20 protein-coding genes and 1 pseudogene are annotated in these 23,927 nt (G+C 63.3%); 13 read left to right on the forward strand and 8 right to left on the reverse strand.

Annotation, left to right across the window (positions count from 1 at the left end; genetic code table 11):
- Nucleotides 1-121 precede the first annotated feature (121 nt).
- The 5 genes from CJ177_RS12245 (at nucleotide 122) to CJ177_RS12265 (ending at nucleotide 5,757) form a co-directional block, all read left to right on the forward strand.
- The gene (locus CJ177_RS12245) at nucleotides 122-1,066 is read left to right on the forward strand and encodes a cyclase family protein (RefSeq protein ID WP_061040522.1); all 945 of its coding nucleotides are present in this window, start codon (nucleotides 122-124) and stop codon (nucleotides 1,064-1,066) included.
- 79 nt (nucleotides 1,067-1,145) lie between these two features.
- Complete coding sequence (locus CJ177_RS12250) at nucleotides 1,146-1,895, forward strand: enoyl-CoA hydratase-related protein (protein WP_061040553.1); 750 nt, start codon at nucleotides 1,146-1,148, stop codon at nucleotides 1,893-1,895.
- A 59-nt stretch (nucleotides 1,896-1,954) separates the two neighbouring features.
- Nucleotides 1,955-2,386 carry a pyridoxamine 5'-phosphate oxidase family protein gene (locus CJ177_RS12255; protein WP_082764339.1) on the forward strand — a complete coding sequence of 144 codons (432 nt, stop codon included), beginning with the start codon at nucleotides 1,955-1,957 and terminating at the stop codon, nucleotides 2,384-2,386.
- Nucleotides 2,383-3,597, forward strand: a complete 1,215-nt coding sequence (locus CJ177_RS12260; RefSeq protein ID WP_095867841.1) for an acetyl-CoA C-acetyltransferase — start codon at nucleotides 2,383-2,385, stop codon at nucleotides 3,595-3,597. The genes CJ177_RS12255 and CJ177_RS12260 overlap by 4 nt, the downstream gene beginning before the upstream one ends.
- Nucleotides 3,598-3,657: 60 nt before the next feature.
- Complete coding sequence (locus CJ177_RS12265) at nucleotides 3,658-5,757, forward strand: 3-hydroxyacyl-CoA dehydrogenase NAD-binding domain-containing protein (RefSeq protein ID WP_179443241.1); 2,100 nt, start codon at nucleotides 3,658-3,660, stop codon at nucleotides 5,755-5,757.
- A gap of 24 nt (nucleotides 5,758-5,781) precedes the next feature.
- Here the strand turns inward: CJ177_RS12265 and CJ177_RS12270 are convergent, their stop codons facing one another.
- The 5 genes from CJ177_RS12270 to CJ177_RS12290 form a co-directional block, all read right to left on the reverse strand.
- Nucleotides 5,782-6,492, reverse strand: a complete 711-nt coding sequence (locus CJ177_RS12270) for a TetR/AcrR family transcriptional regulator (RefSeq protein WP_061040558.1) — start codon at nucleotides 6,490-6,492, stop codon at nucleotides 5,782-5,784.
- A 421-nt stretch (nucleotides 6,493-6,913) separates the two neighbouring features.
- Nucleotides 6,914-7,666 (reverse strand): SDR family NAD(P)-dependent oxidoreductase, encoded by a 753-nt coding sequence (locus tag CJ177_RS12275; protein ID WP_061040549.1) that lies wholly within the window; start codon nucleotides 7,664-7,666, stop codon nucleotides 6,914-6,916.
- Between the two features lie 108 nt (nucleotides 7,667-7,774).
- Nucleotides 7,775-9,298 carry a long-chain fatty acid--CoA ligase gene (locus tag CJ177_RS12280; protein ID WP_061040548.1) on the reverse strand — a complete coding sequence of 508 codons (1,524 nt, stop codon included), beginning with the start codon at nucleotides 9,296-9,298 and terminating at the stop codon, nucleotides 7,775-7,777.
- A gap of 142 nt (nucleotides 9,299-9,440) precedes the next feature.
- The gene (locus CJ177_RS12285) at nucleotides 9,441-10,193 is read right to left on the reverse strand and encodes an SDR family NAD(P)-dependent oxidoreductase (RefSeq protein ID WP_095867843.1); all 753 of its coding nucleotides are present in this window, start codon (nucleotides 10,191-10,193) and stop codon (nucleotides 9,441-9,443) included.
- 114 nt (nucleotides 10,194-10,307) lie between these two features.
- Nucleotides 10,308-12,401 (reverse strand): pyruvate dehydrogenase complex E1 component subunit beta, encoded by a 2,094-nt coding sequence (locus tag CJ177_RS12290; RefSeq protein WP_197436014.1) that lies wholly within the window; start codon nucleotides 12,399-12,401, stop codon nucleotides 10,308-10,310.
- A 39-nt stretch (nucleotides 12,402-12,440) separates the two neighbouring features.
- Here CJ177_RS12290 and CJ177_RS12295 point away from each other — a divergent pair, with 39 nt between their 5' ends.
- The 7 genes and pseudogenes from CJ177_RS12295 (at nucleotide 12,441) to CJ177_RS12320 (ending at nucleotide 19,767) form a co-directional block, all read left to right on the forward strand.
- Nucleotides 12,441-13,601, forward strand: a complete 1,161-nt coding sequence (locus CJ177_RS12295) for an acyl-CoA dehydrogenase family protein (RefSeq protein ID WP_095867844.1) — start codon at nucleotides 12,441-12,443, stop codon at nucleotides 13,599-13,601.
- Between the two features lie 688 nt (nucleotides 13,602-14,289).
- Nucleotides 14,290-14,583, forward strand: a pseudogene (locus tag CJ177_RS48305) (ABC transporter permease); the annotation flags it as partial.
- A 15-nt stretch (nucleotides 14,584-14,598) separates the two neighbouring features.
- Complete coding sequence (locus tag CJ177_RS12300) at nucleotides 14,599-15,243, forward strand: ABC transporter permease (RefSeq protein WP_257014579.1); 645 nt, start codon at nucleotides 14,599-14,601, stop codon at nucleotides 15,241-15,243.
- Nucleotides 15,240-16,133, forward strand: a complete 894-nt coding sequence (locus CJ177_RS12305; protein WP_095867845.1) for an ABC transporter permease — start codon at nucleotides 15,240-15,242, stop codon at nucleotides 16,131-16,133. Before CJ177_RS12300 ends, CJ177_RS12305 begins: the two co-directional genes overlap by 4 nt.
- A gap of 56 nt (nucleotides 16,134-16,189) precedes the next feature.
- Complete coding sequence (locus CJ177_RS12310) at nucleotides 16,190-17,728, forward strand: ABC transporter substrate-binding protein (RefSeq protein WP_257014498.1); 1,539 nt, start codon at nucleotides 16,190-16,192, stop codon at nucleotides 17,726-17,728.
- A 55-nt stretch (nucleotides 17,729-17,783) separates the two neighbouring features.
- Nucleotides 17,784-18,797, forward strand: a complete 1,014-nt coding sequence (locus CJ177_RS12315) for an ABC transporter ATP-binding protein (RefSeq protein WP_061040540.1) — start codon at nucleotides 17,784-17,786, stop codon at nucleotides 18,795-18,797.
- Entirely contained in the window at nucleotides 18,787-19,767 is a 981-nt protein-coding gene (locus tag CJ177_RS12320) for an ABC transporter ATP-binding protein (protein ID WP_061040557.1), read from the forward strand. Before CJ177_RS12315 ends, CJ177_RS12320 begins: the two co-directional genes overlap by 11 nt.
- Before the next feature lie 165 nt (nucleotides 19,768-19,932).
- On the opposite strand, the gene CJ177_RS12325 is transcribed toward CJ177_RS12320, so the two are convergent.
- The 3 genes from CJ177_RS12325 to CJ177_RS12335 are packed head-to-tail and all read right to left on the reverse strand — an operon-like array spanning nucleotide 19,933 to nucleotide 22,679.
- Nucleotides 19,933-20,709: a crotonase/enoyl-CoA hydratase family protein gene (locus CJ177_RS12325; protein ID WP_061040539.1), complete on the reverse strand. Its 777-nt coding sequence runs from the start codon at nucleotides 20,707-20,709 to the stop codon at nucleotides 19,933-19,935.
- Nucleotides 20,706-21,473 (reverse strand): SDR family NAD(P)-dependent oxidoreductase, encoded by a 768-nt coding sequence (locus CJ177_RS12330; protein WP_061040538.1) that lies wholly within the window; start codon nucleotides 21,471-21,473, stop codon nucleotides 20,706-20,708. Before CJ177_RS12330 ends, CJ177_RS12325 begins: the two co-directional genes overlap by 4 nt.
- 45 nt (nucleotides 21,474-21,518) lie before the next feature.
- Complete coding sequence (locus CJ177_RS12335) at nucleotides 21,519-22,679, reverse strand: acyl-CoA dehydrogenase family protein (RefSeq protein ID WP_095867847.1); 1,161 nt, start codon at nucleotides 22,677-22,679, stop codon at nucleotides 21,519-21,521.
- 115 nt (nucleotides 22,680-22,794) lie between these two features.
- On the opposite strand from CJ177_RS12335, the gene CJ177_RS12340 reads away from it, so the two are divergent.
- Nucleotides 22,795-23,877 (forward strand): CaiB/BaiF CoA-transferase family protein, encoded by a 1,083-nt coding sequence (locus CJ177_RS12340; protein ID WP_231913865.1) that lies wholly within the window; start codon nucleotides 22,795-22,797, stop codon nucleotides 23,875-23,877.
- The last annotated feature ends 50 nt before the right edge of the window (nucleotides 23,878-23,927 follow it).

Genomic DNA, 23,927 nt, shown 5'->3' on the forward strand with positions numbered 1-23,927 from the left:
TTCCTGTCGTGAATCGTCGACGGTATGGCGCGGATGACGGATCGGTCCGATTTCTACATTCCCGGCAGTCTGATGGATTGCGTGACGCACTACATGGCACACCGATGAGGAGGACGACACCATGAGCGATGGCAGCGGTGACAAGGTTTGGCCGCATCATGAACTCGGTCGGAAGCTGAACAACTGGGGGCGGTGGGGCGACGACGACGAGATCGGCACGCTGAACTTCGTCACCCCCGAGAAACGGGTTTCCGCGGCGCAGTTGGTGCGGACCGGGAAGGCGTTCGATCTGGGGATGCCGTTCGACAAGGACGGCCCGTTCAAGGGTGGGGGGTTGCGGACCAATCCGATTCACGTCATGACGTTGCTGCCGTCGGATACGGCGAAGACCGCGGATGGGTTGATCTCGGCGGACGACATGATCATCACCGGGCTGCAGTCGGCGACGCAGTGGGATGGGCTCGCTCATGTGGGGTATGGCGGGAAGTTCTACAACGATGTGCCTGCGGGGGCGGTCAACAACTTTGTGGGTGCGTCTCGTAATTCGTTCCACAGGGCGGTCGATCGGTTGATCTCGCGGGGGGTTCTGCTCGACATTGCCGGGCTCAAGGGTGTGGATCGGCTCGCGGACTCGTATGAGATCACCGAGGCGGATCTGTTGGCGGCGGAGCAGCGTCAGGGGGTGCGGGTGGAGTCCGGTGATGTGGTGTTGTTGCGGACCGGATCCTACCGGTGGTTCCTCGAGGGTGACCGTGAGCATTTCCTGGGTAACGCTCCGGGTCCGTGTCTGGATACCTGTCAGTGGCTCTACGACCGGGAGGTGGCGGCGTTGGCGATCGACAATCATTCGGGTGAGGTGTGGCCCAGTCCGGTTCCTGGTGCCACGATTCCGTTCCATCAGGTCGTCATCCGTGACATGGGTCTGACGCTCGGTGAGATGTTCAATCTCGAGGAGTTGGCGGTGGACTGTGAGGCGGATGGGGTGTGGGAGTTCCTGTTCTGTGCTCCGGGGCTGAAGGTCACCAACTCCGCCGGATCCCCCGTCACCCCGATCGTGCTCAAGTAGGCGGCCGGCCGATGAGCACACACGCACAGGTGCAGAAGGCTGACCCCCGAGCGCACGCAGCTTTCACCACGGAGTAGGAATGCCCATCCGCCAGACGCTTCACGGCAAAGTTCTCGTCGTAACCTTGGACCGTGAACACAAGCGCAATGCGATAGATCCAGAGATGGCGACGGGGATCAGCACTGCGCTGGACCGACTCGACGATGACGACGACATCTGGGTTGGGGTGATCACCGGAAGTGACTCGGTCTTCTCCGCGGGGTCGGACCTCAAAGAGGGTGCACAGGCACGCACCGATCGCGGCGGTGAGTACGGGCTCATCCGGCGGCGCCGAATCAAGCCGTTGATTGCGGCCGTCGAAGGGCCTGCTCTGGGTGGCGGATTCGAGGTTGCACTGGCTTGTGACCTCATCGTGGCGTCCACCACTGCGCGATTCGCGCTACCCGAGACGCAACGAGGAGTCGTTGCCACGTCCGGAGCGCTGTTTCGGGCGATTCGCGCGCTGCCGATACATGTCGCGAAACAACTCCTCATCACCAACGCGGGACTCACCGCCGATCGCGCCTTCCAGCTCGGAATGGTCAACATCGTCACCGAGCCGGGTGACGCCCTTCGCCAAGCACGCGATCTCGCTGACGAGATCTGTCAATCAGCCCCGATCTCAGTCCGGCAGACGCTTGCCGCTATCGCATCCCAGTTCTCCGAGGCCGATGACCGAGGGTGGGAAGCAACAGCGCGAGCGATCGAGGCAGTCAAGGCCTCGGAAGACATGGGAGAAGGCATCAACGCCTTCTTCGAACGCAGGACCCCGCAATGGCGTGGGCGCTGACAGAATCGAGGGTCTGAATGGCAGAAGTAAGGCAGCAGCGTCGAGGCCGATCGATCGCAATGACACAGGACGAGATCGACAGCTTCCTCGCCGAGGAGCGGACTTGCCGTGTCGCAACGGTGGACGGCAACGGCACCCCGCACGTCGTGCCGTTGTGGTTCGTCTGGGACGGAACCTGCTTGTGGCTCAATTCGATTGTGCGAAGCCAACGCTGGAAGGACATCACGCGTGATCCCCGGGTGTCGATCGTCATCGATGCCGGACACGGATTCGAAGAATTGCGCGGAGTGGAGATCAGCGGGCAGGCGGAGAGTGTCGGAGACGTACCCCGGGGTTCGACCGTCGACAGTCGATTGACGGAGGTGGAACTTCGCTTCGCGCGAAAGTACATGGGTAGCGACATGTTCAAGGCCGACGGTCGCCACGGATGGTTGCGGGTGATGCCGAGCAAGATCGTGAGTTGGGACTTCCGGAAGGCGCCGAAACGGTGACCACGGAGGCATTCATCTATGAAGCCATCCGGACCCCACGCGGCTGCGGCAAGGCGTCCGGCTCACTGCATTCAGTGAAGCCGATCGACCTGGTCACCGGCCTGATCGACGAACTGAGGGTCCGGTTCCCGGATCTTGACGAGGACCGCATCTCCGACGTGATCCTGGGTGTCGTCTCGCCGCTCGGCGATCAGGGTGCCGACATCGCCCGGACCGCGGTGACGGTCGCGGGCCTGCCCGAAACGGTCGGCGGCGTGCAGATCAACCGGTTCTGCGCGTCCGGTCTGGAGGCCGTGAACATGGCCGCGCAGAAGGTCCGCTCCGGCTGGGACGAGCTGGTCATCGCCGGTGGTGTCGAGTCGATGTCCCGGGTGAAGGTGGGCTCCGATGGCGGCGCCTGGATGCTGGATCCGGCGACCAACTACGATACCTACTTCGTTCCCCAGGGTGTGGGCGCCGACCTGATCGCCACGATGGAGGGCTTCTCCCGCGAGGAGGTCGACGGATACGCGGCCCGCTCGCAGGACCTCGCGGCGAAGGCGTGGGCGGGCGGATACTTCGTCAAGTCCGTCGTCCCGGTCAAGGACATCAACGGTGTCGTGGTGCTCGACAACGACGAGCGCATGCGTCCGGGCACCACGGTCGAGGCGCTGGGCAAGCTGGCGCCGTCGTTCGCGGGCATCGGTGAGATGGGCGGCTTCGACGCCGTCGCGCTGCAGAAGTACCACTGGGTCGAGAAGATCGACCATGTCCACCACCGCGGCAACAGCTCCGGCATCGTCGACGGCGCCGCGCTGGTCCTCGTCGGCTCGGATCGGGCCGGCAAGGAGATGGGTCTGACCGCGCGCGCCCGCGTCGTCGCGACCGCCACCAGCGGTGCCGACTCGACGATCATGCTCACCGGCCCCACCCCGGCGGCGCACAAGGTTCTCGCGCAGGCCGGCCTCACCGTCGACGACATCGACCTGTTCGAGATCAACGAGGCGTTCGCGTCCGTGGCGCTCAAGTTCGCGAAGGATCTGAACATCCCGGACGAGAAGCTCAACGTCAATGGCGGCGCGATCGCGATGGGGCACCCGCTCGGCGCGACCGGAGCGATGATCACCGGAACCATGGTCGACGAGCTCGAGCGTCGCGGTGCGAAGCGGGCTCTGGTCACGCTGTGCACCGGCGGCAGTATGGGCGTGGCCACCATCATCGAGCGCGTCTAGGCGACCGGCCTTTCCTGCGCTCGGATTACCTGGAGACCGATCTACGTGACCGAGAAGAACATGATCGACTGGGAGCAGGACGCCGACGGCATCGTCGTGCTCACCATGGACGACCCGAACCAGAGCACCAACACGATGAACGACCTGTGCAAGCAGTCGTTCGTGGCCACAGTCGACCGCCTGTACGGGGAGAGGGAGTCCGTCACCGGCGTTGTGCTCACCTCCGCCAAGAAGACCTTCTTCGCGGGCGGTGACCTCAGGCGCACGATCACGATTGGCCCAGATCAGGCTCACGAGGTCCTCGCGAACGTCGAGATGTTCCGGGCGATGCTGCGTCGCCTCGAGACTCTCGGCAGGCCGGTGGTTGCCGCCATCAACGGCGCCGCGCTCGGTGGCGGTCTCGAGATCGCGCTTGCCACCCACCACCGCATCGCGGCGGACGTCGAGGGCGTCAAGATCGGCTTCCCCGAGTCGACTCTCGGCATGTTGCCCGGTGGTGGCGGCGTCGTCCGCACCGTTCGGATGCTCGGTCTGCAGGATGCGGTCCTCCGCGTCCTCGTCCCAGGAGGGACGCGCGGACCGGCGGAGGCGAAGGACATGGGACTAGTCGACCAGGTCGTATCTTCCATCGACGAACTGGTGCCTGCCGCGAAGGACTGGATCAAGGCCAATCCCGAAGGTGGTGTACAGCCTTGGGACAGGGCGGGTTATCGGATCCCCGGCGGAGCCCCCGCAACTCCTGCACTCGCCGCAATCCTTCCGGCGCTACCGGCGAACCTGCGCAAGCAGTTCAGGGGCGCTCCCATGCCGGCTCCTCGCGCGATCATGGCAGCTGCGGTCGAGGGCTCGCAGGTCGACTTCGACACCGCGATGATCATCGAGGCTCGCTATTTCACGTCGCTGGTCACCGGTCAAGTCGCGAAGAACATGATGCAGGCGTTCTTTTTCGATCAGCAGGCGATCAGGGCGGGCGCCTCACGTCCCACCGGTATCGCCAAGACCCCGATCACCAAGGTCGGCGTTCTCGGCGCAGGCCCCGTCGGCGCGGGCATCGCCTACCTCTCCGCAAAGGCGGGTTTCGAGGTCGTCCTCGGGGACGTCGCCATCGAGACTGCGATGAAGGGCAAGTCTCACGCCGAAGACTTTGAGAACAAGGCGCTTTCGGACGGTCGGAGCGCACAGGGCAGATCTGAGGCACTCCTTGCCAGGATCACCCCGACAGCTGATGCCGCCGACTTTGCGGGTGTCGACCTCGTCGTCGAGACCGCGTTCGAATCGGTTGAAAGCACGCACAGGGCATTCCAGGAGATCGAGGACATCGTCGAACCCAACGCACTGTTGTGCTCGAGCACCGCGACGCTTCCCGTTTCGGGTCGCGCGGCCGGGGTGAAGCGTCAAGAAGACTTCGTCGGCTTCCACTTCCTCTCACCGGTCGACGAGGTGCCGCTCGTGGAGATCATCCGTGGAGAGAAGACGTCCGACGAGGCATTGGCTCGGGCATTCGACTACGTCCAGTCCATTCGCCGGACACCGATCGTGGTCAACGACACGCCTGGCTTCTTCGTCTCGCGTCTCCTCGGTACGTACGTCAACGAGGCCATCACCATGCTCGCCGAGGGGGTCGAGCCGGCGAGTGTCGAGCAGGCCGGTTTGCAGGCCGGGTACTCCGCTGCACCGCTGCAGCTGGCGGATGAAGTCGGCCTCGCCCTGATTCAGGGGATCCGCGAGGACACCGAGGCGTTAGTCGGGGAACCAACGGTCGGCCCGGTCGTCGAATGTCTCGTCGACGGCGGCCGTACCGGCCGTCTGGGTGGGGCGGGCTTCTACGACTACGCTGACGGCAAGCGTGTCGGCCTGTGGCCGGGGCTGCGTGAGCGTTTCGACTCCGGATCGGCGACCCCGCCCCTTCGGGACCTGATCGACCGGGTGCTGTTCATCGTGGCCATCGAGGCGGTCACGTGCTTCGACGAGGGCGTAATCACCTCCACGGCCGACGCCAACATCGGTTCGATCATGGGCATCGGCTACCCGGCGTGGACCGGTGGTGTCCGCCAGTTCGTTACCGGCTACGAGGGCGGCAAGGGCGGTTTCGTGGCCCGCGCAGAGGAGTTGGCTGCCAAGTACGGTGAGCGGTTCCTACCTCCCACATCGCTGAGGTAGGGCGCTCGCGTTCACATCGCAGGACTATGTTTGCTGCTTGCGTCGCTTGCGGATGCGTGACGGCGATTCGGGGGGTGAGGTCTTTCTGCGGCCCACGTAGTCGTGCACGCGCTCGTCCAGATCGTCGATCTGGTAGCTCTCGCTGCGGAATCCCGAGATAAGGGTCATGCAGTACTCCCTGGACAACGTTTCCGCGTCCCACTCACCACCGGGCTTGATCCACTGATACGTGTGATTGTGCATGTTGAGGAACTGGAGCGTGGCCAGGCGAGGGTCGAGTTTCCGGAACGATCCCTTGTCCATGGCGGCGACGAGAATCTGCTCGACGAGGTCCTCGAACTCTCGCCGTTGCCCCAAGAGGCGCGAGCGGTTCGTTCCACGCAGACTCTTGTAGTCGTGTTCGTAGACCCAAACGTGGTCGAGCCGAGCAAGGATGTTTTCCAGTAGCGACTGGGACAGCATCCGGAGCTGCAGGACAGGGTCGATCTCGAGATCGGCAATTCGCCGGGCAGCGGTGAGGAGTGGTTCCATGACCCGGTTCTGGATCTCGACCAGAAGGTTCTCCTTCGATCCGATGTAGTAGTACAGCGCCCCGCGTGCCGTCCCGGTGGCCTCGCTGAGCTCGGCGATGCCGGTGCCCGCGTATCCCTTCTTCGCAAAGAGGGCGGCGGCGATGTCGATGATCTCCTGGCGCTTCACTTCATAAGCGGGGCCGTGCCCTGGTGGTCTTGCCATGACTTCGCAGCCCATCTCCGTCGTTCCGTCTACCTCTGCACACGCCACACGTTGACGCCGGCTTATTGAAGTCGAGTTTTGTTATTACAACTGGACAGTAACCTCATCAACCGACCATTCTTATCACATCGTCGGCGAGATGTGGGGGGAAGGCAGTACAGGCGACCCTCCTCGACCTCACCGGCGACGGGGGGCATCCGGTCACACTCCTTCGGGCGAATGGGCGACCCGCGGGCCGTATCATTCGCGGCGAAGGTCTGTCAGGCCTCGGATCATCGAATCCTTCAGTTTCGCTGACTCACAGAGCTATTCGGTTCCGTCCGGTCGCTGACGGCTACGCCGTCGAGGATTGGCCACCCGACAGTGACACTCCGCATTCGCTACTGCCGATTCGCAGTGCGGGCGTGTGGCACGAGGGGCGTCACATGAGTGAGTATCCGCCGTCGACCGTGATCGCGGACCCCGTGACATATGCCGATGCCTCGGAGGCAAGGAAGAGGTAAATTCCCGGAAGATCTTCCGGAGTTCCCCAACGTCCCAGTGCCGTGTGCCGAGCGATGTCGTTCTCGCGTTCGGTGTCACGGTGCCAGTGCGCGCCGAGTCCGGTGTCGAACCATCCGAGTGCAACAGCGTTGACGGTGATCTGCCGTGGCCCGAGTTCTTGTGCCATGGACTGCACGAGTGCATGAGAGCCGCTCTTGGAGGCCGCGTACGCCGCCAGTCCTCCGCGAGGGCGGATACCGACGACTGAACCCGTGACGATGATACGGCCCCCCGATCCCATGGCTGTGGCGGCCGCACGTGCGCCGAGGAACGTGCCGGTCAGATTGACGTCGATGATGTCGCGCCACACGGCAGGATCCGTTTGCTCCACGGCGGCGACCTCAGGTGATACGCCGGCATTGCAGATCCACACATCGATTCCACCGAAACGCTCGACCATCTGGTCGGCAACGGTCTCGTTGAATCCGTCGGCACGCACATCGCCCGCGCAGATCAGTGGGTCGCCGCTGAGGGTGGAGGCCACCTTCGTCAGTGCCTGCTCCGATCGGGCCACCAGACCGAGTTGAGCTCCTGCTGAATCGAATGCTGTCGCCAGAACTCTCCCGAGTCCTCGCCCGGCACCCGTGATGACTACTCGTCGTCCCGAGACGTCGGCGTTCGCGATGCCCATCCCTTTTTCCGTCCATTTCGATCGTGCACCGGTAGGCGCGAATCGGTGACGCTCGCTTTGCGAACGCCGTTGTGTCGATAGCGCTTGGAGTTGCGCCTTCCCTCGCGCTCAGGCGGGGGTTTCGCGCAGGACGCGCTTGAGTACCTTTCCCGAAGGCGTTCTGGGCAGGGACTCGAGGCACTCGATCTCCGCAGGAACCTTGTACTTGGCCAGCCGTGTGCGACAGAACTCTTTGAGCGTCTCGGAGTCGACGCCGCTGCCGGCACGCAGTACGACAAATGCCCGGGGAACCTCGCCCCAGCGTGCATGAGGCATACCCACGACTGCAGCTTCGACAACGTCCGGGTGCTCGTAGAGCACGCGTTCGACCTCCGGGGTGGCGATGTTCTCACCGCCGGAGACGATCATGTCCTTCTTGCGATCTTCGATGTAGAGGTATCCGTCGGCATCGAGGCGACCGATGTCTCCCGTGTGGAACCAGCCGTTGCGGAGGGCCTTGCGCGTAGCTTCCTCGTCCCGCCAGTACCCCGTCATGACCTTGGGGCCGCGAACCACGATCTCGCCGAGTTCTCCGGCCTCGACCGGTGTCCCGAGTTCGTCGACCACGGCCACCTGGACGTGGGGCACCGGCCGTCCGACCGAACCCACCTTCGATCGCATGTGTGCGGCATCGTTGACGGTATCGCCGGACACTGTTTCGGTGAGCCCGTATGCGTCGGCGAACCACGCGCCGGGAAAGGCCTCGGAGATACGGTTGAGCAACGGGATCGGCATCTTCTCTCCCCCGCCGGTGATGAAGCGGATCGACGAAGTGTCGCGATCGGAGATGTCCGGCAGTTGCAGCAGTGCATTCATCATCGAAGGCGCCAGCCAGATGTTGGTCGGACGTAGGGTCTCGATCGAGTTCGCGACGCCGGCCGCATCGAACTTGCGGAGCAGGCTCAGTCGTCCACCCACGTGGAACGTCGCCAAACCCGGCAGATCCATGCCTCCGACGTGGTACAGCGGTCCGCAAATGAGGGTGTTGTCTCCCGCGGTGAGGGAGAACTCGAGGATGTGGGCAAGATTCTTCCAGATGAGGTTTTCATGGGAGATGATCACGCCCTTCGGTCGCGATGTGGTCCCGGAGGTGTACATGAGTCGTTGCAGCGAGCCCGGGCTGACATCGACAATCTGCGTTGTCTGCCCATGGCCCTTGCTGATCAGCGTGTCGTACTCGCGCCACGTGGAATCCGTTGGAAGGTCCAGCGTCACCTTGTGGTGAAGGTTCGGCAGTGACCCTGCAATCGTGTCGACGGCCGTGACGAACTCTGCCTCAGTGACGATGGTGGCGGCATCCGAGTGCTCGAGAATGTACTGCCATTCGGAAGGAGACAGCCGATAGTTGAGCGGCAGGATGGCGGCGCCGATCCTGTTGGCTGCCAACATTGTTTCGATGAACTCGATCCGGTTGTACAACAGAACGGCGACGATGTCGCCCGGCGTCACTCCGAGGTCGCGCAAGGCGACGGAGGCGGACTGGACGCGCGACTGCAGGTCACGGTAGGTCAGCTCGCGATCGCCCTCCGAAACGGCAATTCTGTCGCCGAATCGGTGTGAGTTTCGTTCGAGCACGGAGGCAAAGTTGAACACGGTGAGGCTCTCGATCGGGTCGGTAGCTGCCGGTTGAACGTACTGGTCAGGCTACATAGCTGAATTTTCTTGATTCCGACGATTTGCACCATGGCCGTCCGGAAACCGGGTTTCCGCCTGCGCGTCCTCGGAGGTGAGCTCGTCAGGGTAGCGAGTACCCGCCGTCGACGACCAGTGAGTGTCCTGTCACCCAGCGTGATTCGTCACTTGCGAGGAAGGCGACTGCGCCGGTGAGGTCTGTGGGTGCGCCGAAACCCAGTGGATGCCTGTCTTCGATCGCAGTCAGCGCGTCAGCCGGCAAGCTGTCATGGAGTGCGGTGGGGAAGGTGCCGGGGCATACGGCGTTGACCCGGATTCCTTCCTTCGCGTACTCGAGAGCGGCAACTCGGGTCAGGTGGATCACGCCGGCTTTTGATGCGCAGTAGGGAGCGGCGTATGTCCACGCGGTCAGTCCACTGACCGATGCGATGTTCACAATCGATACGTTCGTCTTCTTCCTCGCGGTGCGTGCGACCGCTCGGATGCCGTGGAACGTACCGGTGAGATTGACCGACATCGACCGCTCCCAGTCCGCTGTGGAGAGGTTGTGAATGCGTGCATTCGGCGAGACGATGCCAGCGGTGTTCACCAGGGTGTCGATCGCTCCGAATCTTACTGCTGCATTGTGGATCAGCGCATCGAATTCGTCCCCGTCCGCGACGTCGAGATGTTCTGCGGCCACCTCGATGTCCTGTGCTCGCAGCGTTTCCGCCAGGGCGCCGACAGCGTCGAGATTTATGTCGGCGAGAACGATTGCCCGTATGCCTTCGGTGGCGAAGTGTGTGGCCACCGCTGCTCCCAGTGCACCAGCCGCTCCTGTGACAACAGCGGTCTTTCCCTCGAGTTTAGCGCTCATTGCGCACTCCTGTCCTTCGGTCCCAGACGAACAATTGGTGTGTCAGTGGTCCAGGACGCCCTTCGCGAGTCCGACGGTGTCATCGATCTCGGTTGTCCTGGTCGCAGCGGTACTTCAGGGGTGGGCATCGAGCGCTTCCCGGATTGCGTCCTCGATGCGGGCCTCGTCAGGCAACCACTTCTGCTCGAGGGGCGGCGAGTACGGTGCAGGCGTCGACCCTGCGGTCACCCGAATCACGGGGGCATCGAGGTGCCAGAACCCTTCTCGGACGGCCCGAGCTGCGAGTTCCGCTCCGACACCGAACTCGCCGACCGCCTGGTGGACGACGACGAGGCGGTTGGTCTTGCTGAGCGACGCGAGCACGGTGTCGAAGTCCAGCGGACTTATGGTGCGAAGGTCGATGACTTCGACGTCGATTCCGTCGTCGGCGAGGCGATCGGCGACTGCCAGGCAGTCGTACATCATCTTCGAATAGGACACCACAGTGACGTCGCGGCCGGGCCGACGCACGATTGCTTTGCCGAGCGGAACGACATGGTCCGCCGGCGGCGTTGGCCCCTTCTTGCCGTAGAGAAGACGGTTCTCGACGAAGATCACCGGGTTCGGATCCTGGATGGCGGCTCGCAGCAGTCCGTAAGTGTCGGCCGGCGTCGACGGCATGACGACCGTCAGGCCCGGAATATGTGCCAACAGGGCTTCGAGGCTCTGCGAGTGCTGGCTGCCGGAGGATTTTCCGGCACCGAATTGAGTACGGACAACGAGGGGCATCGATACGGCCCCGCCTGTCATGAAACGCAGTTTGGCGGCCTGGTTCATCAACTGATCAAGGCACACGCCGATGAAGTCGAAGTACATCAACTCGACCACTGGCTTGAAGCCTGCCATGGCCGCGCCGACCGCCGTTCCCATGATTGCACTCTCCGAGATGGGAGTATCCCGAACTCGTCCGGGAAACCTCTCGGTCAGACCGCGGGTCAAGCCGTAGACATTTCCGCCCTTGCCGACGTCGATCCCTGCCAGAAAGACCGTCGGGTCGTTCTCCAGCTCGTAGGTCAAGGCATTGGTGATCGCATGCATGACCTTCGTCGAACCTTCGGTGGGAACGGGAGGCTCGGGCACGACGAGGCGAGGGGTCGAAACATATTCCGCCACCGTCTCGTCCGCCGGATACGGGGCGTCCGACGCTTTCGCGATGGCGTGCTCGATCTCCGCTTCGACCTCAGCTTCGATCGCAGTGAGTTCCGAGGCCATCCCAAGGTGACGCATCGTGTCGCCGAGGACGATCAGCGGGTCCCTCTTCTTCCACTCCTCGAGTTCGGCTGCACTCCGATAGCTCTCCGGGTCACCCTCGTAGTGGCCGTGCCATCGGTAGGTTGTGGCTTCGACGATTGCCGGACCGCCGCCCGCCCGAAGCCGGTGCACGAGCTCTCGCTGAAGCCTGGCGACCTTCGTGACGTCGTTGCCATCGACTTGGTGGAACTCGACCCCGTAGCCGACTGCTCGCTCACGCAGCGTCGCGCGATGCTGGTCTACCGCGGGGGAGAACTCGGAGTACCCGTTGTTCTCGCAGAAGAAGATCACCGGAAGGTCCCACACCGCTGCAAGGTTGACCGACTCGTGGAACACCCCTTGGGCCACGGCACCGTCGCCGAAGAAGGCGACCACAACCCCGCCCGCGTCGCGTAGTTGGGCTGCGGTGCCGGCACCCACCGCGATCGGCATTCCGGCGCCGACGATGCCGTTGGCACCGAAGATCCCCTTTCTCGGGTCCGCGATGTGCATCGAGCCACCGCGGCCCTTGCAGGTGCCGGTCTCCTTTCCCATCAACTCCGCGAACATGCCGTCGACATCCAGGCCCTTGGCGATGCAATGCCCGTGTCCGCGATGTGTGGACGTGATGACGTCCCGGTCGTCGAGCGGCCAGCAGGCGCCAACGGCGGTGGCCTCCTGACCGATGGACAGATGCAGAAAGCCCGGTATCTGGGTTGCGCGATACAGTCGGGAGGCGTGCTCCTCGAATCGGCGGATCCTCAGCATCCGCCGGTACAACACGGCCAGAGTTGCGGGGTCATCGAAAAAGTTTGCTGTCGAACCTGTTTCAGCAAGCGTCATTATGTCTTCGCCGATCGGTGTGGAGACTCGCGCACGAGTCGACTCTTGACTGGGGCACAGTGTGGTCAATATTATACCGATTGTTCTAAAAAACAAGAGTCGCCGTCGGCGACCTATTCACAGGACGGACCCGACATGGATCTAGACCTGCCTGCCGAGGCGATCGAGCTTCAGAAACTGTGCCGTGACTTCGCCGAGAAGGAGATCGAGCCGTACGCCGAGTCCTGGTCGGAGGAGGAGCGTTTCCCTTCCGACGTGTTCCTGAAGATGGGAGAACTCGACCTTACCGGGCTGCTCATTCCGCACGAGTACGGTGGCACTGATGCAGGTTACGTCTCCTACGTGGCGGCGATGGAAGCGATCGGCGCTGCCGATCAATCGTTCGCAGCAGCCTGGAATGCACACTCGACGATTGCGTCGCTTCCGCTGGCTGTGTTCGGCACCGAAGAACAGAAGAAGAACTGGCTCACTCCCCTCGCCTCTGGCAAGAACATCGGGGCATTCGGACTGACGGAGCCCACTGCGGGATCCGATGCGTCGGGAATCAGGACGGCAGCGCGGCAGGATGCCGGCGGTTGGCTGGTCAATGGCGCAAAGATGTTCATTACCAATGCCGGAACCGAGGTGAGTCTCGGCGTGACGATACTCGCCGTCACTGGGACGAATGACGACGGATCCAAGCGATTCGGAACGTTCTTCGTTCCCACTGGAACCGACGGATACACAGTCGGACGCCCCCTGCGGAAGCTTGGTTGGCACGGGATGGACACGCGGGAACTCATCTTCGACAACTGCTGGATCCCGGCCGATAATCTGATCGGAGAAGAGGGCAGCGGGCTTCGGCAGTTCCTCGACGTACTGGACGGTGGCCGAATCAGTGTTGCTGCACTGGGGTTGTCGCTCGCTCAAGAGGCACTCGATCTCGCGTCTGTGCATGCGACGCAACGGGAACAGTTCGGCAGGCGTCTCGCCGACTTCCAGGCGGTGCAGCACAAGTTGGCCGACATGGCCACCGAAGTCGAAGCTGCACGGAGCCTAGTCTATCGCGCTGCGTGGCTCGCAGACAGCGGTCGTCCGTTCGGCAAGGAGGCTGCGATGGCCAAGCTGTACGCATCTGAGGTGGCCAACCGTGCCGCCAGCGCCAGCGTTCAGATCCACGGAGGCTACGGCTACATCCGAGAATCGAAGATCTCTCGATTCTACGCGGACGCGAAGGTTCTGGAGATCGGCGAGGGTACGAATGAGATCCAGCGCAACGTGATTGCCCGCACCGTGATCCGGTCTGTTCGCACCTGATCTGTTGCGCTCCGACAGGCTGCCGCGCTGATCGTGTGGTGCGAGTGGCTGCCGGTTCGTCCGGGGTCGACTGGCCCCCTTTTCCATCGCGCGTCGCCTCCGAGCGACCCCACTTGGCGATCTCCGCCATCACCCCTGTCGAGGACACCGACCGACAGTCCCCATCCACTCCTCGAGTGGAGGGTGCTCGCCGGCGCCGCGCCGTACCACCCCGTGCAGACCACTCGTGCACCTGGGGTCTGTGAGAGGCGCGCTGAGGCTGCGGCGCCCGGCGACGCCGCGCAGGCTTGCCGCTCGGCGGCACCTGTCTCGCTGCAGGTGAATGTCTGCCTCGTCGACCTGGGGTTCCCCTATTGCATTGTTTTGAGCAATTGGTCTATCTTTGCGTGACGCAGGTCATAGCCCTGGCCTTGTGGTGAAGAAACGGGAGGTGCCGATGCGGTGCCTATGCTGCTCGCGCACAGCGTGCGCCAGGAGTGGAGTCGAATCTCGTGGTCGGACAGATCACCCGGATCTCGACGCCAATGGCAGCTGCGCACAGTGCAGGCGCCGATGAAGCGGGACGGACTTTGCCCAAGTCGGGTTCTCTCAACGTGCAACAAAACGTCCGAGTCCACGGACCCGACGCCCGCGGCGCTCCATCCCTTGCTTTGTCGCGCGAATACGGAAAGGGTCGAAGGCGATCGCCATGGCGCTCATATTCTCCAAAAGAGTGGGTCGAAGCCTTCTCGTTCTATTCCTCGTAACGGTGGCCGTGGTGGGATTACTCGGCCTCGCGCCCGGATCTGTCGCTGATGTGGTTCTCGGCGAGAACGCCACCCCCGAGGCTGTCGCCCAGATGAATACTGAGCTCGGCCTGGATCGGCCGTTGTGGCGTCAGTACGTGGATTGGCTCGGATCTGCACTTCACGGCGACCTGGGTTCGTCGCCGATCACTGGTCAGGACGTCACCCAGGCGATCCTGGATCGTCTTCCCGTGACGATCGAACTGGCCGTGATGGGCCTGTTCCTCGGCGTTGCCATCGCCATCGTGCTGGCCGTCGTGGCCGCCGCGACTGAGGGAACCGCTGTGGATCGCGCTATCAGTGCTGTCTCGTCCGGGTTCTTGGCGGTTCCGGCGTTCATTGCGGGTCCGGTGTTGATCTATTTCCTGGGCGTGCAGCTCGGTTGGTTCCCGGTCTCGGGGTGGTCGCGAATCAGTGATGGCCTCGGAGCGAACCTCCAGCATGCCTTCCTGCCTGCGGTGGCCATCGCGTTGGTCGAGGTTGCGACGTTCCAGCGGTTGCTTCGGACGGATCTGGTCAGCACGCTGCGGGAGGACTTCGTGTCGGCGGCGCGGGCGAAGGGGATGCCGCGGACATACGTGTTGTTCCGGCATGCGCTGCGGCCCTCGTCCTTCTCGTTGATCACCATGGCCGGCATCAGTTTGGGGCGGTTGATCGGCGGCACCGTGGTTGTCGAGATTCTCTTCGGTCTACCCGGGCTGGGCCAGCTCGTCTCGTCGTCGATCACTGTTCGTGACGTGATCACGGTCCAGGGCATTGTCGTCTTCATCGCGTTGGTCTATGTGGTCGTCAACATGCTCGTTGATACCAGTTACGGCTTCCTTGATCCGAGGGTCCGAAAGGCGGTTCGCGCGTGACACTCACCAGCCCGGTGGTCAAGGCCTCCGCAGTCGGCGCGGCGCCAAGACGGCCAGTTGTTGCGCCACCCACGAAGAAGCGTTCGGTTGTCGTCTGGGCATGCTACTTCTGGCTCGGAGCGGTGATTCTTCTGGCGTTGTGTGCGAACCTGCTTCCGATTGCGGAATACTCCGTCCCCGTCGGGGGTTCACGTGTTCCACCACAATGGGGTTCACTCGACTTGCTGCTGGGCACGGACAGTTACGGGAGGTCCATCCTGTCCCGGTGCATCCATGGCGCGCGAGTGTCGTTGGTGGTGGGTGTCGTGGCCGGCTTCACGGGTCTGGCTATCGGCGCCAGTCTGGGAATGCTCGCCGGCTACTTCCGCGGGCGCACGGACTGGTGCCTGTCACTTGTCGCGGACGCGATGTTGGCATTCCCGCCTCTGATTCTTCTCCTCGCGTTGGCCTCGATCCTGACTCCGAGTGTCACGACGATTCTCATCGGTCTGACACTCGTCACGATCCCGGCGTTTCTACGTTTGGCGAGGGCCACCACCATCTCCTGGTCGTCGCGCGAATTCGTACGTGCTGCGAAGAATCTCGGTGCCGGCGATGGCAGGATCCTCCTCGAGGAGATCTTCCCGAATGTCGTGCCGTCGTTGGGAGCGTTCTTCCCGATCGTGATCGCGGCGCTGATCGTCGCTGAGGGGTCGCTCAGCTTTCTGGGGATGGGTATCCCTTCGCCACAGCCGAGTTGGGGCGGAATGATCAGCGACGGCAAGGCTGCGATTGCCACTGCGCCGCATATGGTGTTCGTCCCGGCGGCAGTCATCTTCTTCACTGTTTTCGCTCTGAATCAGATCGGTGATCACCTGCGCCTGCGGTTCGACCGCTCCATGCAGGACTGACTTACTGCTCGGAAGTCAATGAAAGGTCGGACATGTTCCTCAGAAGGCACGCGCTCGTGGCAGTGAGTGCTGTGGCGATGCTCGCGTCGAGCGCCTGCGGCAGTGGTCATTCAGTGGGCGCGATCGCGGTCGCGGGACCTTCGGGCGACCCCGTTGCTGGTGGAACCGGGCGAATCGTCGAAATGGCGGAGCCGCGCAGTCTCGATCCGGCCCTGATTTCCAACTCGTGGGCGAATTCCCCGCTTCTGGGTAATGCCCTGTACGGCACTCTCATGATCAACAACATCGAGTCTGGTGCCATCGAATACAGGATGGCGGAGAATTTCTTCTCCACCGACGGCGGGAAGACGTTCACCCTTGTCCTTCGAGACGGGTTGAGGTTTTCCGATGGAAGCCCCCTTACCGCTCACTCGGTGAAGACTGCGTGGGAACACGTGAAGGATCCGGCTACTGCGTCTCCGGATATTCCGCAGGCGCGACTCATCGACAGCAGCGACGTCGTCGATGAACGCACGCTGAGGGTGAACCTGGTGACCCCGGTTCCGAATTTCGCGAATGCGATCCTCCAGACCTCGCTGAACTGGATTGCCTCACCGGAGACTCTCGCAGCCGATCAGGCGCACAAGGACTCCAACCCCGTCGGTGCCGGGCCGTACACGCTCGAGCACTGGTCGCGACAGGACGTCATCAGCCTCACCCGCAACGCGAATTACTACGACGCCCCACGTCCGTACCTCGACAGACTCGAGATCCGAGCGATTTCCGACGCGGAACAGCGCTACAACACCGTGCTCAGTGGTGGAGCTGATTTCGCCCTGGAGGGCATCTGGCAGAATCTGGACAAGGCGACGAACACCGGGCTGCAAAGCTCCGTCGCGCCGCTCGGTGGTGGAACGTCCCTGGTGTTGAACAGCACCAAGGCACCGTTCGACGATCCGCGGGCACGAAAGGTGCTGGCCACCGCGTTGAACCTCGATACGCTCAACACCGCGGTATACGAGGGAACGGGGAAGATTCCAGCGCACTTGTTCGACGAGTCCTCGCCGTTCTACAAGGATATTTCGCTGTCGCGGCCGGACCACGACGAAGCACAGCGACTTCTCGACGAACTCGCCAGTGAGGGGGAGCCGTTGGAGTTCACCCTCTCCCTGTACCCCACAGGAAAATCCCTCGGCGAAGCTGTGCAGACCCAAATGAGTGTGTTCGACAACGTCAAGGTCAACGTTCGCACCATCGATCTCGCTCAGGTGGGTCGAATTCTGGGCAAAAAGGACTACGACGTCATCTCGAGTACGGTCGTCTTCAGTGACCCGGAGCCGCGGTTGTGGTTCGGATTCCACAGCACCTCCAGCGGCAATTACAGCGGAATCAAGGACACTCAACTCGACGAGGCCCTCGACAGAGGCCGCGTTGCCGGAAACGAAACAGAACGCACGGCGGCGTACGAGGCCGTCCAGAAGCGCCTCGTCGAACTGAACCCCGTCATCTTCTACTCCCGCGCTGCACCGGGAGTCATCGCCGGCACCGAGGTCGGTGGGATCGTGCAGTACGGGATGGGGTCGGTGCTTCCGGAGACTCTCTGGATACAGAAGTAGGCACTGGTATGACTGAAGACGATGTTCGCCTTCGCCGACGAAAGGCTAGGAAACGATGAGTGAAACCCCCCTCCTCGAGGTGAAGAATCTGCATTCCTATATCGGCTCGCCGCGAGGTGTGGTGCGGGCAGTCGATGATGTGTCGTTCGGAGTGGCTGCGTCGGAGGCGCTGGGCATTGTGGGTGAGTCGGGATCCGGAAAGTCGGTGATGGCGCGAGCCATCATGGGACTGATGCCGGCGCAGGCGGCTCAAACCGGCGAAGTCTATTTCCAGGGCCGTGATCTTCTGGCGTTGAATCAGAAACAACGCGAAGGGATTTGGGGCAAGCAGATCGCGATGGTGTTCCAGGACCCGGGTCGATCTCTCAACCCTGTAGTGCGTATCGATCGGCAGTTGGTGGAAGGGATGCGGCGTCATCTCGGCGTCTCCCGCTCCGAGGCCCGCCATCGTGCATTGAATCTGCTTGGGGAGGTTGGTGTTCCCGATCCTGAGCGTCGGTTGCGAAACTATCCGCACGAGTTGTCGGGTGGAATGCGTCAGCGTGTGATGATCGCGATCGCATTGGCCTGCGAGCCTGATCTTCTCATCGCCGATGAACCGACGACCGCGCTCGATGTGACGATTCAGCGGCAGATCCTCGACTTGCTGCGCAAGGTACAGATGGAGCGGGGAATGGCGTTGATGTTGATCAGCCATGACCTTGCGGTTGTTGCCGGCCGGACCGACCGCGTCGCAGTGATGTACGCGGGTAAACTGGCCGAGATCGGTTCCACCCGGCAAGTTTTCGATGCTCCACGGCACCGGTATACCCATGCGCTGCTCGGCGCGACCCCCACGATCGACCATGAACGTCATGCCCCGTTGAACCTGATTCCTGGTTCGCTACCGACACCGACGAATCCGCCGCCGGGCTGCCGTTTCGCTCCACGGTGTGCGTATGTGGAGTCGGCATGCATCGACCCCGGACCCGCTATGGTCTCGGTCGGATCGGACCACGCAGTTGCGTGTACCAATACCGCACCCGCGGTGAGAGAAACAGCTTTCGGAGGTGAACTCGTTGGCCGGTAGCGGAACCGCGCACCTGCGCGGAGATGACACGCTTTTGAGCGTGCAAGATCTCGAGGTGGAATACAGCACGAAGGGCGGTTCGTTCAAGGCGGTCGGTGGAATCAGTTTCGATGTCCGCAAGGGGGAGACGCTCGGCATCGTCGGTGAGTCCGGGTGTGGCAAGTCGACGACCGGACGGGCTGTTCTGCGTCTCGATCCCATCGCCGGCGGTCGAATTCGGTACGGGGACGAGTGGATAGAAGCAGTTCCGGAGCGGCGCATGCGGCGGCTGCGTCGTGAGATGCAGATGATCTTTCAGGATCCGGTGGCATCGCTCAATCCCCGTCGGGCGGTCAAGGAGATCGTCGTCGAGGGTCTGGCGATCGACGGGGCGACGGCCGCAGACCAGGCGGCCGCGTCCCAGCGGGTGCTCGACCAAGTGGGTCTCCCCGGTGATCGATTCGCTGACATGGTGCCTCGTCAACTGTCGGGCGGGCAGGCGCAGCGGCTCGCGATCGGACGCGCTCTGGCGCTCAATCCGCGGCTTCTCATCTGTGACGAGCCGGTCTCGGCATTGGACGTGTCGGTGCAGGCACAGATCCTGAATCTGCTCGAGGAACTCAAGCAGGAGTTCGATCTGACGATCGTGTTCATCGCTCACGACCTGGGCGTGGTGCGTACGGTCAGCGACAACGTGTTGGTGATGTATCTCGGGAAGGTGTGCGAGTTCGGCGACTCGGTCGAGGTGTATGACCGGCCGGCACATCCCTACACCAGGGCCTTGCTGGATTCGGTGCCCCTGACCGACCCCGACAACGGCTTTGCGGGTCCGGCTCTCCAGGGGGATATCCCGTCACCGCTGCGGCCACCGCGAGGATGCCGATTTCGGACGCGCTGCCCGATGGCGCAGGACCACTGTGCTGTCGAGGAGCCCGTGATGCGTGAAGTCCGGCCCGGTCAGTACGCAGCCTGCCACTACCCCCTCGACTGATGGATGGTGCCAGGTCCGCCGGCGTCGGCAGACCTGGCACCTGGCGGCGCATCGCACCAACTGTCGACGCTCGTGCCGCGGGTGTGAAGGGTGCATATCGCGTGCGAAACCACTCTCGGGTGGTCGGATCCGGATATTCCGTCGTTACTGCATGCGAAACATGGCCTAGCGGCCCTGCCAGCGGGGTGCGCGACGTTCGGCGAAGGCGGTGGCACCCTCCTCTGCGTCCGCGGATGCGAACACCGGGTCCGTGTAGGTGGATTGCCACCCGAACGATTCCTCGTCGGTCCACGTCCTGGAATCGAGGGCCAGCGCCTTGCTCGCGCGAACCGCGAGGGGAGCGTTCGCCGTGATCGATGCGGCCAGGGCGCGCGCGGTCGCGACGGCGGCACCGTCTTCGACCACTCTATTGACGAGTCCGTGAGTCTGCGCATCCTGGGCGGTGATCGGCTCCCCGGTCAGGAGCATTTCGAGTGCAACGGCGCGGGGCAGGACCCGAGGCGCGCGGAAGATGCCTCCGGCGCGGGCGGCGAGCCCCCGCTTGACCTCCGGAAGTCCGAACCGGGCACCGGTACCGGCAACGACCAGGTCGCATGCGAGGACCATCTCGAAGCCGCCGCCCAGCGCCCACCCTTCGACTGCGGCGATCAGTGGCTTCGCCGGCGGCGCCTCGACGAGTCCGCCGAAGCCGCGGCCCTTGACGATCGGGCGTTCACCCAGCCGAAATCGTTTCAAATCCATCCCGGCGCAGAATGTTCCGGAGCTTCCGGTGAGGATCGCCACGGACAGTTCCGGATCGTCGTCGAGGCGTGTCAGGGCTTCCGCGATGACGGTGGCCGCAGACAGGCTCATCGCATTGCGCTGTTCGGGTCGATTGATGGTGATGGTGAGGATTCCGGAATCGGCCTCCACAAGAACCTCACTGGCAGCGGTTGTGGTCATCGCGGAGGCATCCGGATCGCACCGTCGAGACGGATCGTCTCACCGTTCGCGTAGCCGTTCTCCAAGAGGGCAAGTGCCATGCCGGCATAGTCCTCGGGACGGCCGAGACGCTTCGGGAAGGGAACTCCTGCCGCGAGGCCCTCGCGGATGTCCGAGCGCAGGCGCGCGAGCATCGGCGTGTCGAACGTGCCGGGGGCGATCGTGTTGACGCGGATCCCCACACTTGCGAGATCGCGTGCGGCAACGAGGGTGATGCCGTGGACAGCCGCCTTGGAGGCGGTGTAGGCGGTCTGACCGATCTGGCCGTCGAACGCCGCGACGGAGGCGGTGAGGACGATGCTGCCGCGCTCGCCGTCGACGGGCTCGTTGCGTGCTATCCGTGCCGCGGCGGCACGCAACACGTTGTAGGTGCCGATGAGGTTGATCTCCAGGATGTTGCGGAAGCTGTCCAGGTCGCTCGGATTGCCTTCCTTGTCCAGGATGCGGAGGCGGTCGCCGCCTCGGCCGGCGCAGTGCACCACGCCGCGTAGGGGACCGAACGACTCCGCTGTATCGAGGGCGGGGGAGAACGAGGCCTCGTTGGTGATGTCGATCGGGGCGAACGTGGCCCTGTCGCCGAGACGGTCCGCGGTCGCCGCACCGTCGGAGGTGGCGAGATCGGCGATGACGACGCGAGCGCCCGCGGCGACGAGCGCGGCGGAGGTCGCTTCACCGAGCCCGGAAGCGGCACCGGTCACCAGGAAAGTGTTGTCTTTCAGTTGCATGAGTCAGGCTTTCTGTGGATGTGCGATATCAGTAGGGGCGGCCGGCTATGCGGGGTACCGACCGGCAATCTCACGGCCGATGATCTCCTTCATGATCTCGGTCGTTCCGCCGACGATCGTCTGCACGCGGGCGTCGGCGTAGGCCCGCGAGATCGGGTACTCGTCCATGTACCCGTATCCACCGTGTAGCTGCAGGCACCCATTGACGATTCGGTTTTGCAATTCGGTGGCCCACCACTTCGCCTTCGCGCCCTGCGTGACGTCGAAGGTGCCGTCGTTGTAGGCAAGAATGGACTGCTCCAGAAACGTTCTCGTGATGTCGACCTCGGTCGTCATCTCCGCAAGTCGGAAACGTGTGTTCTGGAAGTCGATGATGCGTTCACCGAAAGCCTTTCGCTCGCTGGTGTACTTGACGGTCCAGCTCAGTGCGGCCTCTGCGGCGCACAGTGCACGCCAGGCTATCGAGAGGCGTTCGAGCGGAAGCTGAGCGGTGAGGTGGTGGAATCCGCGGCCCTCCTCGCCGACCAGGTTCGAGACCGGGACCCGGACGTGGTCGAAGGCGATCTCGGCAGTGTCCTGGGAATGCAGTCCGAGCTTACGCAGCTTGCGTCCGCGAACAAATCCCTCGGTGGTGGTGGGGACGAGAATCAGGGAAAGGCGGGGGCGTCCTTCGTGCTCGCCGGTGCGAGCGGCGGCGAGCACGACATCCGAGGAGAATCCACTCGTGATGAAAGTCTTGGCGCCGTTGATGACCCACTCGTCGCCGTCGCGGATCGCCGTGGTCTTCATGCCGCGGAGGTCGCTACCGGCGGCCGGCTCGGACATCGCGATAGATGCGACGATCGTGCCCTCGGCCATCCCGGGTAACCACTGGCGCTGTTGCTCCGCGGTGCCGAACGTCGTCAGGTAAGAGGCGACGATGTCCTCGTTGATCGAGAAGCCGGAGGCAAGGGAAGCCGCGCCGACCGCTGCGAGCTCCTCCTGAACCACGCATCGGAAACGGTAGTCTCGCATCCCACCTCCGCCGAGCTCCTCGGCTACTCGGATGCCGAGAACGCCGTGTGCGCCCGCGGACTTCCAGACCTCACGGCCGGTGCTGCGATCCTCCTCCCATTGGTCGAGGTTGGGGACGACGTCTCGCTTGACGAATTCACGGACCACCTCACGGAAGCCTTCGTGATCTTCGTTGTAGAAAGTCTGAGGCACTTGGATTCTCCTTGGATCATTCGGTTTCTGCTTGTTGGGTGTCCAGCTTGTCGACGTGTCGGGCTTGATGTTCAATCCTTTTGGCAGGCGAATTCGATTCCAAGGATTGGAAACCATGAAATATCAAGCACCACTCGAGGGTTTGAGAGTTGTCGAGTTCCTCGGTCTGGGTCCTGCGCCGTTCGGTTGCATGATGCTCGCCGACCTCGGAGCGGAAGTGCTGACGCTGCGTCGACCCGGGTCGGAACTTCCTGCACTGGTACGTAACCGCTCGACTCTGGAGGTGGATCTCAAGGACGCGGATACCCTTCGCCTGGTCCGGAAGATGGTCGAAGCCGCGGACGTCCTCGTCGAGGGATTCCGGCCCGGAGTGATGGAGCGACTCGGGCTTGGACCGACCGACCTGTCGGCTGCGAACGAGCGACTCGTGTACGCCCGAATGACCGGATGGGGGCAGTCCGGACCGCTGGCATCCACCGCCGGTCACGACATCAACTACATCGCACTGTCGGGTGCATTGCACTCCGCGACGCGACGAGGCGGTACGCCGATGCCGCCTGCCAATCTCCTCGGCGATTTCGGCGGTGGTGCACTGTATCTCGTCACTGCGATTCTCTCGGCTGTGTACGAGCGTGACCGCACCGGTCGAGGGACCGTGCTCGACATCGGTATTCTCGACGGGACGACCTATCTGACGTCGATGCTTCACGAGTACCGCTCCACTGGGCGGTGGTCCGACGAACCAGGCACCAACAGGCTCGACACAGGTGCCCCTTACTACGATGTGTATCCCTGCGCCGACGGAAAGTTCGTTGCCATCGGCGCGCTGGAGGATCCGTTCTTCGCGGTACTGCTCGAGGTTCTCGGACTCGAACCCGAACTGGCGGACGGCCGGCACGACCCGGCGTCGTGGCCCGCTCTCCGCGAGCGCATCGCTGCGGCGGTACTGACTCGGACGCGGGACGAGTGGGCCGAGCTGGCCGGCCCCACCGATGCTTGCCTCACACCGGTTCTCGGCCTGGCGGAGGCGCCGGAGCATCCGCAGGTTCGTGATCGTGACATCCTCGCCACGGATGGCAGGGGCGGGTGGACGCCACGTCTTCCGATCGGATATCGCGACGATGCCTCCTCTGCGCACGATCTGCTCCGTTCGTGGCTGGCGCCGGGAGACCAGGTAGGTCGGTCGATCACCTCGTGATCGCCGGGGCCGTTCCGATGGTCGAGCGTGGACACCGGAACGGCCCCGGC

It is taken from the genome of Rhodococcus sp. ACPA1 (genome assembly GCF_002300195.1).
Lineage (GTDB): Bacteria > Actinomycetota > Actinomycetes > Mycobacteriales > Mycobacteriaceae > Rhodococcus_F > Rhodococcus_F opacus.

Bases quoted from the DNA above. Each gene is read 5' to 3' on its own strand.
- CJ177_RS12245 (WP_061040522.1), top strand. From the start codon at position 122: ATGAGCGATGGCAGCGGTGACAAGGTTTGGCCGCATCATGAACTCGGT.
- CJ177_RS12250 (WP_061040553.1), top strand. From the start codon at position 1,146: ATGCCCATCCGCCAGACGCTTCACGGCAAAGTTCTCGTCGTAACCTTG.
- CJ177_RS12255 (WP_082764339.1), top strand. From the start codon at position 1,955: ATGACACAGGACGAGATCGACAGCTTCCTCGCCGAGGAGCGGACTTGC.
- CJ177_RS12265 (WP_179443241.1), top strand. From the start codon at position 3,658: ATGATCGACTGGGAGCAGGACGCCGACGGCATCGTCGTGCTCACCATG.
- CJ177_RS12270 (WP_061040558.1), bottom strand. From the start codon at position 6,492: ATGGCAAGACCACCAGGGCACGGCCCCGCTTATGAAGTGAAGCGCCAG.
- CJ177_RS12275 (WP_061040549.1), bottom strand. From the start codon at position 7,666: ATGGGCATCGCGAACGCCGACGTCTCGGGACGACGAGTAGTCATCACG.
- CJ177_RS12285 (WP_095867843.1), bottom strand. From the start codon at position 10,193: ATGAGCGCTAAACTCGAGGGAAAGACCGCTGTTGTCACAGGAGCGGCT.
- CJ177_RS12295 (WP_095867844.1), top strand. From the start codon at position 12,441: ATGGATCTAGACCTGCCTGCCGAGGCGATCGAGCTTCAGAAACTGTGC.
- CJ177_RS12300 (WP_257014579.1), top strand. From the start codon at position 14,599: ATGGGCCTGTTCCTCGGCGTTGCCATCGCCATCGTGCTGGCCGTCGTG.
- CJ177_RS12315 (WP_061040540.1), top strand. From the start codon at position 17,784: ATGAGTGAAACCCCCCTCCTCGAGGTGAAGAATCTGCATTCCTATATC.
- CJ177_RS12325 (WP_061040539.1), bottom strand. From the start codon at position 20,709: ATGACCACAACCGCTGCCAGTGAGGTTCTTGTGGAGGCCGATTCCGGA.
- CJ177_RS12330 (WP_061040538.1), bottom strand. From the start codon at position 21,473: ATGCAACTGAAAGACAACACTTTCCTGGTGACCGGTGCCGCTTCCGGG.
- CJ177_RS12340 (WP_231913865.1), top strand. From the start codon at position 22,795: ATGAAATATCAAGCACCACTCGAGGGTTTGAGAGTTGTCGAGTTCCTC.